The organism is Thiemannella venezuelensis, assembly GCF_014203605.1.
Classification (GTDB): domain Bacteria; phylum Actinomycetota; class Actinomycetes; order Streptosporangiales; family Streptosporangiaceae; genus Planomonospora_A; species Planomonospora_A venezuelensis.
Map to the genome: position 1 here is coordinate 13,897 of NZ_JACHJJ010000046.1, position 10,438 is coordinate 24,334.

Annotated in this window: 6 protein-coding genes; all 6 read right to left on the minus strand. The window is 73.7% G+C overall.

Going from position 1 to position 10,438, the window contains the following annotated elements:
• A partial coding sequence (locus FHS22_RS36185) for a TIGR02677 family protein (RefSeq protein WP_221474561.1) occupies nt 1–1,447 on the minus strand: 1,447 nt, incomplete at its 3' end.
• A 32-nt stretch (nt 1,448–1,479) separates the two neighbouring features.
• The gene (locus FHS22_RS36190) at nt 1,480–6,036 is read right to left on the minus strand and encodes a DEAD/DEAH box helicase (RefSeq protein ID WP_184948715.1); all 4,557 of its coding nucleotides are present in this window, start codon (nt 6,034–6,036) and stop codon (nt 1,480–1,482) included.
• A 55-nt stretch (nt 6,037–6,091) separates the two neighbouring features.
• Nucleotides 6,092–8,236 (minus strand): hypothetical protein, encoded by a 2,145-nt coding sequence (locus FHS22_RS36195; RefSeq protein WP_184948716.1) that lies wholly within the window; start codon nt 8,234–8,236, stop codon nt 6,092–6,094.
• Between the two features lie 259 nt (nt 8,237–8,495).
• Nucleotides 8,496–8,873, minus strand: a complete 378-nt coding sequence (locus FHS22_RS36200) for a hypothetical protein (protein ID WP_221474562.1) — start codon at nt 8,871–8,873, stop codon at nt 8,496–8,498.
• 293 nt (nt 8,874–9,166) lie between these two features.
• Nucleotides 9,167–9,949, minus strand: coding sequence for a nucleotidyltransferase domain-containing protein (locus tag FHS22_RS36205; protein ID WP_184948717.1), 783 nt, complete (start codon nt 9,947–9,949; stop codon nt 9,167–9,169).
• Between the two features lie 203 nt (nt 9,950–10,152).
• Nucleotides 10,153–10,438 (minus strand): transposase (locus FHS22_RS36210; protein WP_184948718.1); only part of this gene is annotated, 286 nt, incomplete at its 5' end.

Sequence of the window (10,438 nt, forward strand, 5' to 3'; positions counted from 1 at the left end):
CCGCGACGGTGCGGCTCACCGCGACCCGCGCGGACAGGGCCAGGTCGAGCAGGCCCAGCAGGGCCTGGGTCTCCGGCTCGTCGAGCACCCGGTCGTACACCCCGTCGGAGGCCAGCGAGGCCGCGGCGGCCTGACGCTGCCGCTGGGCCTTGAGCTGCTCGGCGCGCAACCGCTGACGCTGCGCCTCGTTGCGCTCGATCCGCCCCACGCCGTGCAGCCGGGGTGCGCGGCCGGCCTGCACGAGGGTCCGCGCCACCCGCACCGGCTCGGCCTCCCACCAGGACAGCCGACTGGAGATCAGTTCGGGGTCCTCGTGCGGCACCGCGATGTGCCGGGGTGAACCGAGGTCGAAGGTGGCCTGGAACAGCGCGTGCGCGTCGTCGTCACCCGGGCAGGAGGCGAACCACTGCGCCAGGTGGCGCAGCTGGCTCTCCCTGCTCACCCCGCCCCGTCTGGCCTCGGTCACCCTCCGCAGCATCGCCAGTACGCCGGCGATCGCGGTGACGGTCGCGCTCTGCAGCCGCTCCGCCTCGCTCGCCGTTCCGGAGCCGAACCAGTGGGTCAGTCCCGCCCAGCGCTGCCGCCAGTCCTGCTCGCGCTCCTGTGCGGAGCGGAACAGCCGCTCGTCGGCGCCCGCCGCCAGGGCGATCAGCCGCTCCGCCCCGGTTCCGGCCGCCTCGTCCACGGCGGCGGCCAGCAGCGGCTGGTAGCGGGCGAGCTCGGCGGTGAACTCCCGCATGTGCGACAGGAGCGCGTCCTTGTGGGTCAGGAAGACCTCGGGCCGGGTGTCGTTGGTGCGGGCCAGGTCGCCGAGCATGAGGTAGAAGCGGGCGGCGCGCATGGCCATGTCGGACAGCGCCTGGTCGAGGCGGGCGAGCTTGCGGTGGACCTCCTCGCCGTCGCCGGCCCGGTTCGCCTCGGCCAGGGCCTTCAGGTCGGCCAGGATGTCGGGGAAGACCAGACGGGAGAGCTGGGCGTCCTCCAGTCCCGCGCCCAGCACCTCCTCCACCGCCCGGTAGGCCCGGTAGCCGGCCTGGGTGAACTGGTACACGTAGTGGCGGTTGCGGTATTCGGCGAGGTTGGCCGCGCGGGTGCCGTCGTAGCTGCGGTCCAGCAGCCGCCAGTCGGCGAGGGAGTCCAGCAGCGGCTGGACGTCGTCGATCTCGGGGCAGGCCGGATGCCCGGCGCGGAGCGCGGCGAGCAGTTCCCGGGCCTGGGAGGCGTGCAGCAGCACCTGGTAGTTGGCCCGGCCCCGGTCGAAGGCGCGCAGCAGCCACAGGTAGTCGTGGCGCTTGTCGGCCGCGGCGAAGTGGAACAGGCGCAGCCGGTCGTCGAGGGTGAACGCGTCCATGCCGAACGCGCCGGACCCGGGCGCATCCGGGACAGCGCCGGACCCAGGCGCGTGCGGATCCGCGCCGACCCCCATGGCCGCAGCCGTCTCGTCCATAGTCCTCCAGCATGCCGTACGGAACGGATATGTCAGGCCAAGTCCGCGAGAGAGCGGAGCACGGCCAGGGCCGCCCCCCTGCTGAGCCGGTCGTGGTGGTGCTCGTTGCGGCGGGTGCGCAGGCAGCCGTAGCAGGAGGTCTCCTCCCCGCAGTCGCACGAGGCGACCCGGCGCGACGCTGCGTCCACGACCGCGTCCAGCGCGCCCGCGACGCGCAGCACGCTGCCCGCCCCGCCGGGCACCGTGTCGAAGAGCACCAGGCCGGTGCGGCCGTCGGCGCCGCGGCTCATCGTGCCGTCGACGTCGTCCCGGTTGATCTCCAGCCCGTCGGCCGCGCCCTCGAGCAGCGCGTACAGCACCGACCACGACAGGCCCGGGGTGTCGAAGCGCAGCTCCAGGATGTCGGTCTCGTAGCCGTGGGCCAGCGAGCGCCAGCGCAGCGGCCCGGTGCACGGGCTGCGCCGCAGTGGGTGGAGGTGCGATTTGGGCGTCCTGCCCAGGTTGGGCGTGCCCCAGCCGCACCAGTCGCAGATCAGGAAACCGCTCCCGCCCTGCCCTTCGGAGATGCCCACCAGCCGCCCCCTGGAGCCCGACCGGCACCAGACGGTCGCGCCGGACGGCGAGCGCCAGATCCGCTCGTCCAGCTCGACCCCGAGCGAGACGACATGCGTGGACCCCCGCCAGGACGTCTTCGGCGGGGCGACCGCCGGCTTGGCCGTACGGTGGTCGGCGACGAAGCCGAACTCCGGCACGTAGTACTCCCGCAGCGGGCCCCGGCCGGGGGAGCCGCAGGCCGGGCAGGCCGCCTCCAGCGTCTCGTCGCCCTCCCGGTAGTGCCGGCAGTCGCGGCAGACGGTGTAGAACCGGCTGATCAGCTCGCGGCCGGGCAGCCGGTAGACGCCCGCCGAGCGCCACAGCACGCCGCCCGCGACGACCTCGCCGCCCGGCGCGTACTCGTAGATCGCGGTGGACAGGTCGCGGGAGAGCTCGAGCCGCGCCCCGACCTGGCTGTCGCAGTGCGCGGTGCGCAGCTCGACCGTGTCGACCGGGAAGCCGTACTTGGGCAGGACGTTCCGGTTGGCCAGGTAGCCGATCAGCGACCGCCTCGTCAGGGTGTTGACGGTCCTCTCGAACCGCGCGGCCAGGTCGCTGCGCCGCTGCTCGAAGGCGGCCGTCCGCCGCTCCTCGAAGGTCTCCACGTCCTGGGTGAGCTCCAGCCGCACCTTCTCCAGGTGGTCGCAGAGCTCCTCCGCCCACGTGCCCGGCCCGACGCCGATCTCGGCCTGCGTCTGCGGGGGCAGTACGGCCCGCAGCGAGGCCGTGACCTCCGGCGGGACCGGGGAGAGGAAGCGCCGCACCCGGTCGGGGCCGTCCCCGAGGAAGAAGTCGCCCGCCGTCTTCCACACCGTGCCCGAGGTCTGCCTGGCGTGCCGGAAGAAGGCCGACAGCGCCACCGAGTGCGCGTGCCTGCGGTCGATCCGCGCGTTGCCGAGCGGCACGTACGGCGCCCGCACCCGGCCCGCGATCATCGTCTCCGGCTCGGCGTAGCGCGACAGGTCGTGGGAGCGGCGCTGGGCGTAGGTGACCACGAGCGCGGCCGAGTCGGCGCGGCGGCCCGCCCGGCCGGCCCGCTGGATGTAGTTGGCCGTGGTCGGCGGCATGTTCCGCAGCAGCACCGCCCGCAGTTCCCCCACGTCCACGCCGAGTTCGAAGGTGGTCGAGCAGGACAGCACGTTCACCTCGCCGCGGACGAACCGCTGCTGGATGTCGGCGGCCTCCAGGCTCGTCCACTGGGCGGTGTGCTCCCTGGCCGCCAGCGGGACGGGCGCCGTCCGCCGGTAGAGCGTCCGGTAGTGGTCGTCCTCGTCCGGCGCGGCGGGCCGCAGCGTGCCCGCACAGCCCATCGTCGGGCAGACGCCGCGCAGCGAGACCGCGGTGACGCGGCGGCACAGGTCGCAGCGGTGGATCGGCGGGTCGGCCGACAGGACCAGCCAGGTGTGGTCCACCTGGTGGACCTGGCCCGGTCCGGGCAGGACGGTCGCGGTGAGCCAGCCGTCGGGGAGGGCGGTGAGGAAGCGCCAGCAGCCGTCGAGCACCGCTCTGGTGTCCGCGTCCGGGCCGAGCAGGCGGCCGAGGTAGTCCAGCCGGCGGTTGGCCCCTCTGGTGGGCAGCCAGCTCAGCACCTTGAGCTTCGCCTCCGAGCCGTCCCTGCGGACGTGGACCGGGCCGCGCCGCGGATCGAAGATCTCATCGCGCGGGTCCACCTCCTCGGGCATGCTCAGCACGCCCTGCTGCCGCAGCGAGCCGGCCAGCTCGCCCAGGAGCAGCCAGGACTCCTCGGCCGAGAACCCCAGCTCGAGCAGCGGGCCGGGCACCGGCCAGGAGGGGTCGGCGTCCAGGCCGACCCGCATCAGGCCCACGCCCTCCAGGGACTGCCGCTCGTCCAGGGCGACCAGTTCGCGCATCACCCAGCGGGCCACCTCGCGCCGCCGCTGCTGCCGCGAGTCGCGCCGCCGGAAGACGCCGGCCTCGGCCGCGGCCCTGGCCGTCTCCTCGATGAGGTCGTCCACCGCGACCGCGGCGTCCCCGTCCCCGCCGCGCCCGGGTCCGCCACCGCCATCGGCACCGGTGGCGCGGCGCAGACCCGCCAGCATCAGCACCCGCCGCTGGATGGCGGCGTGGCTGGACTCCAGGTAGGGCGCGAAGAACGCGGCGGCCTGCCGGGAGTCGCTGAAGGCCAGCAGCTTCCGGCCCCCTCCGGGCCGGTCGTCGTGCTCGCCGGCGGGCGGCAGCGCCTGGTAGAGCGTGGTCGCCAGCACCGCGGCCGAGGCCTCGTTGCCGCTCTCGAACTGCCGGACCATCCCGGCGCCGCGGGCTCCGCAGGCCCGGCAGCCGCTCAGGGCGCCCGCCGGCGCGGCCAGGCGCCTGACCCGCCGCGACGGCGCGGCCCCGCAGCGGCATCCGGCCAGCGCTCCGCACCGGCCGCACAGCCGCGCCTCCTCGCCGTCCGTCTCCCCGCCCGCCGGAGTCTCCTCGCCGAGCAGCTCGTCGTCCTCGTCCAGCACCTCGCGGGGGGCGCCGAGCAGCAGCCAGACCCGGGACTCCTCCCCGGTGACCCGGGGGGAGAAGACCTCGTCGTCCACCGCGCCGACCAGGTGGACCGCGCCGCAGCGCTTGCACGCCCCGAACTCGAACATCATCCCCGCGCAGCCGGGCTCCGTGCACCTCTCGTGGCGGCCGAGCGACACGTGCGGGCCGAGCAGGCAGACGAAGGCGCCCTCGGTGGCGCGGACGAACAGGTGGTAGCGGGCCGACAACACTGGCCTGCCCCCGTCGTGGAGCCGCCCGCCCAGCCCGACGAGGGCGGTCAGGGCGTGCTCGTCCCCGTCGAAGAGGACCGCCGCCAGCTCCGTGAAGGAGCGGGGGCCGCCGGAGAGCATGCCGCGCAGCGTCGCCATGGTGTGCTCGTGGGCCAGTGCCGTACCGGCGTGGTCGTGGCCCGCGCCGGCGCGGGACAGCAGTTCCTTCTCGGGGTCCGCGGCGGAGGCCAGTTCCCGGTGGTCGGCGGCGGTCAGCGGCCCCCAGAACGGACCGGCGGGCATCGCCACCCGGCTGGCGCCGACCAGGTCCTGACGGGCGGAGTCGTCCGGGATCCACTCGAACGGCGCGTCGAACAGCTTGCCCGCGAACTCCATCACCGCCTGCGGCCGGTCGCCGACCGTCGCGCTGGTGGCGATGCACTGCAGGCCGCGTCCCGGCGCGACGCGGTCGCGCAGCCGCCGCAGCAGCATGCCCAGCTCCTCGGCCTTCGCCCCGTCGTAGACGTGCGCCTCGTCCAGCGCGACGAACCGCCACGCCGGCCCGCCCGCTCCGCCCTCGAACAGCTCCAGGTCGGCGGGGCGGAGCAGGAGGTACTCCAGCATCGCGTAGTTGGTGACCAGCAGGTGCGGCGGGGCGGCCCGCATCTCCTCACGGCTCAGCAGTTCGTTCGGCAGCCGCCCGGCCCCCGGGTTGAGCTCGTCGAACAGGGCCGCGCCCTGCCCGGCGCGCTCCGGCGTGTCGCCCGTGTACCGGCCGAAGGTGATGTACGGCGCCGCGGCGAGCAGCTCGCGCAGCCGTTTGAGCTGGTCGTTGGCGAGCGCGTTCATCGGGTAGAGCAGCAGCGCCCGCACTCCGGGCCCCAGCCCTCCTCCGGCGTGCTCGGCGGCCAGGGCGTTCAGGACGGGCAGCAGGAAACTCTCGGTCTTGCCGGAGCCCGTGCCGGTGGCCACGACCAGGTTGCGTCCGGCGGCGGCTTTGCGCAGCGCCTGCTCCTGGTGCAGGTAGAGCGGCCGGTCGGCGGGGAGGGCGGGACCGGTGAGCCGCGAGAAGGCCGGGTCGAGCACGCCCTCGGCGAGCAGTTCGCGCAGGGTGGCGCCGGTCCGGTAGGGCGGGGTGGCCTCCAGCAGCGGGCCCTTGCCCAGCAGCGGGCTGGTCGCGATCTGCTCGGCCAGCGCCGCGGCGATCTCCGGATCGCGCACCGGCAGCAGCGAGTTCAGGTACCGCCGGTAGGCGCCGATGACGAGCGCGCTGGTCTCCAGGGGATCCACACGGTCTCCGTTCTCCACGGGCGGACATCACGGGGCAGGCCGGACAGGGCGGGCTTCACGGGGTGGGCGTCACCGGGTGGGCCGCACGGGGCGGATCACCCGGGGCGGGAGGTCTCCGGCAGGTTACGGCCTCCGGCGGCCAGTTCGGCCCGGTCCACGGGTCCGGTACGGCCAGCCGTACCCGCAGGGCGGCCGCGGCGGCCAGCCTGGGAGGCAGCGGGACCGTCCCGTCCCGCGGCACGGGTACGACCTCGCCGGGGCCGTCGTCCGGGCGGAGCTCGGCGACCAGGCCCTCCAGCCACACCAGGTCCGCCAGGACCAGCCGGTCCCCGAGATGGCCGGCCGCGGAGAAGGACCCCGCCGGCCGGATGTACGCCACCGGGATGTCCGGAGGCAGCATCAGGTCGGCGCCGCGGCAGGCGGCGACCGTGTCGAGGATCCGGCGCGGGTTGTGACGCCCCCGGGCCGAGGAGGCCACCCGCTGGACGGCGCGGCCACCGGCCCGCACCTCCAGCGTGCCCCCCTCCGGGCCGTCGATCCGCAGCCACTCGATCGTGTCCAGCTCTTCCACGGCCAGGCGGAGCGGGGCCGTACGCCACCCGTGGCGGTCGGTGGCGATCCGCATGTGCGGCGGAGTGAGGACCAGCCGCCCGGCGCCGTAGGCGCACGCCCGCTCCGTCTCGGTGGCGCCGAAGTCCAGCGTCACGGTTCCCGCGGGCCCGCTGAGGCGGGCCGTCGCGGGCTGCAACCCGTCCGGGGCCAGCAGCCGCAGCTCCGGTTCGTACCGCACGGCCAGCCCTTCGGCGATCGTGACCGTCCTGCGGGCGCCGCGCCCGATAGGCCCTCGCACCGTGAGGGTGATCTCACCGAGGACGGTTCCACCGCACACGTCGGTGATCGTGACGGGCCTGTCGGGGGTGAAGGAGCCGCGGAACAGGACCTCTCCCGCCCGCCGTGCCTCGACCGACCAGGTCGCCCCGCCACCGGGGAGCCAGACGGAGAGGCCCGTGACGACCGGGGAACCGTCGGCGCCGGTGACCCCGGCGACCGGCTCGCCGACGTGCACGCGCGGGCGGTCCCTGCCGCTGACCCGGCGGCGCGGACCGCCGTCCAGCGCGATCCAGCTCGCCCGAGCGGGCGCGACCTGGACCAGCCGCCAGCCCGGCCAGCCGGGCGGGAGCAGGCTCTCCGCCACGATCCGCAGCGGCTCGTCGGCGGTCAGTTCGCGCTCGCCGGGGAACACGGCCCAGAACACGTCCGCGGGCAGGGAGCGGCCGGCGGGGACCTGGCGGCCGTTCTCGGTGAAGACCAGCAGGGGGTCGGCCGGATCGACCAGGCGGACGCCCGTCTCGCGCACGCCGTCGTCCCGGTGGATCCGGGCCGACGCCACCGGGCGTGCGACCGGGATCGGATGACCGGGCCGGATGGGAACCGTCTCACCGCCGACGGTCACCGTACGGGGACCGGCCGCCTCGGGCAGGCGCAGCAGGACGCCCTGCCCGAAGGGGGCGAGCAGGACCTGCGGCCGCTCCTCCTCCGGGGTGGGGTCCAGCAGCCCGTCGCGGACCAGGGCCAGCGCGTGGTCCACGACACGGGCGGGCAGAGCCAGGCCCTCCAGATCGGGTTCCGGGGCCCGCAGCCGGTCCAGCAGGTCCAGGCAGCGCTCGGCCAGATCCGCGGCGTAGTCCCCACCGTGCTCCATGAAGCGGTGCACGGGCTCGTCGAGGCCGTCGGACCGGCCGGTCAGCAGGAACCGGAAGAACTCCGCCAGGCAGGATGTGGGGACACCGGCGTGCATCATGATCGGGCCGACGTACCGGCCCGCGCCCGCCTGCTCCGGGAGACCGGGGAGGCCGAGCAGGCCGAGCGCGGTCAGGAACGCCTCGCCGAACGCGCCCGCGTCCGCCGCCCTGCCCCGGTAGCGGGTGGCCGACCACCAGGCGGGCCAGCAGGATCCCGACCGGTATCCGGTCGCGGCCACCGCGGACAGCGCCACCACGACGCAGGCGGGCCAGCGCCGGGCGAGCCCGTGGTGGCTTCCCCGCCGCAGTCCCCGGTACACCTCGCCCAGCGCGGCCGCGGCCGCGGCCGCCATCGTCGCCTCGGCGTCGATCTCGGCGGCCAGTGACGCCCGGCGCAGCCGATGCACCCAGGTCCGCTCCACCAGGTCGAGGAGAGACTCCGCATGACGGGTGTACATGTGCAGCGCCGGATCCGTGAGAGGGAGAGGTTCCCCTCAGATTACCCGCGCACCCGGGCCAGGCCCCGGCGGGCGGCCCCATGGGCCGCCAGGCCGATCGGCGGCATCGTACCGGACAGGCCCCGGCATGCCGCACGATCCGGATCCGCCGCGGCCGGGCCGCGAGTCCTGTGCCCACGATATTTCCAGCCACCCGGACAGGAGCCACACGTACGCTCGAAGACATGACCTGCGGGTGCCAAAAATTCATCCGTCCAGGTCAAGTAGCATGCCGGTACTCCCTGAGGACACCACCGAGTCGATCATGTCGGCGGACGTCGAGTCGATCGACCCGGGCTCGGTCCGCGCCCCGTCCGGGGAGCTGTCGGAGCGGAGCAGCCTGGCAGAGAGCTCGGTGCGGCCGATGACCGTTGTAGAACGCCTCGAACTCGCGCTGTGCGTGCAGAAGGTGGCGCTGGTTCCAGATCAGGTCGCGGTGCCGGCGCAGGATGGTTTCCGGACGCACCAGCAGCGCAAGGTATCGCAGCGTGTCCATCGGCGGGGGACCGAGCAGTCCGGCGAGCACGAAGCGGTCGCCGGGAGTGAAGGCGGGCTTGGGCATCTGGCGCAGCAGGGCCGTCAGCTGGTGTCGCAGCACCTCAGATCTCGATCTCCTTGCCACGATCGCTTCCCGGCAGCAGCCGCAGGAACGCGAAGGCGTCCGTCGCGGTGAGGTAGACCAGACGCCGCGGCACGACAGATCATCATGCCGCGGCGGCGTAGACCTCACGGCTCCGAGACTCGAGGTAAATGATCACAACCCAGCGCTCTGGCCTGCACGGATGAATTTCCGGCACCCACAGGATCATGCGTCCCAGGCCAAAACCGGCGTCTGCGGGCAACCCGCCGATTTTCAAGCCTGTGTGGCGTTCCCGGAAGGGACAGGGTGACTCAGTACCGCTCAGGCGGCGTGGTGCCGAAGAACCAGGCGAGCTCGTCGTCCTGCACGAACCGCCCGAGCGTCTCCTCCCAGCTGAGCCCGGCGGGCCGGTGTCGTTCCAGAACGCCGAGCAGCGCGAAGCCCGTCTCGGAGCGCGGAGCGGCCAGCAGTTCCTCCACCAACGCGTCGTACTCATCCGGGCGCCGTACCGCCCGCACCGCCCGGGTCAGGTACTTCGGCCCCTCAAACAGCATCCGCTGCCCGGCCAGCAACGCCCGTCCGGCCGAGGTCACCAAGTGCAGTGCTGCCCACTGGCGCAGGAGCGGGTCGCCGAGCTTCTCGGCCTGCGGCAGGAAGTAGCCGGCGTACAGACGCGCGGCCGCGACGTGGGACTGCTCCCGCCGCCGCCACTCCGCCTCCGGGAGCGTCGCGATCCGTTCGATCTGCTCTTGAAGTCCCTCGATGCGCGTCCATGCCACACGGGCGTACTGGAACGGCGCCCGCGCCGACTCCTCCGCGCGCTCGGCCGCCGCCTCCAGATAGCCCGGTGAAATGATCTTCTCGTCGATGTACCCGTTGGGGTAGGTGGCCGCCTCGTGGCGGACTGTGCTCAAGATGCCGGCGGCCCGTGCCTCCTCGAAGTCCGCATCGGTGACCAGCAGGTAGACGTCGACGTCGGAGTCTTCACGCTCGTCGCCGCGCGCGACCGACCCGCTCAGGATCACCGCGAGGGCATCCGATCGCTGCCGGGCGGCGGCGACGTACTTGTCAAGTGTCTCGTCATGGTGCCTCATCGGGGCTCCTCGCTCTGGGGATGAAGGGTCAGATCGCCATCGGGTCGCGGTAGGTGTCCTATACCTCGTCGAGCGCCGCCGGGTAAGGATGCGCGGAGGGGGTGGGTGAGAGGGGGCCGCCGCGGCCGGTGACCATAAAGTCAGTGATCTGCACCCGTCAGCTCCGCGATCGTGCTGTACGACTCTGTTGCTCAATTTCGGGGTCAGGCTGTGAGCCGGTAGCTGAGGCGGACGAGGTTGCTGGTCCGGGGGCGTACAGGACCGCTGGTCCAGTGCGCGTCGAGTCGGATCACGTTGACCGCAGCAGCGGAGAAAGCATGCTGGAGGCGGACCTTGGGCAAGCCGCGGTAGCGCGCCCGGCGCAGTCCGGTGAGGTCGAGGGCCTGGTTGATCATGCCCTCCACGCCGGCACGCAGAGCGTATTTGTCCTTCCAGGTCTCGGTTTTCTGCTCGGCGCGGGCGGCGGCCAGGGCCTCATGCAGGTCCTTC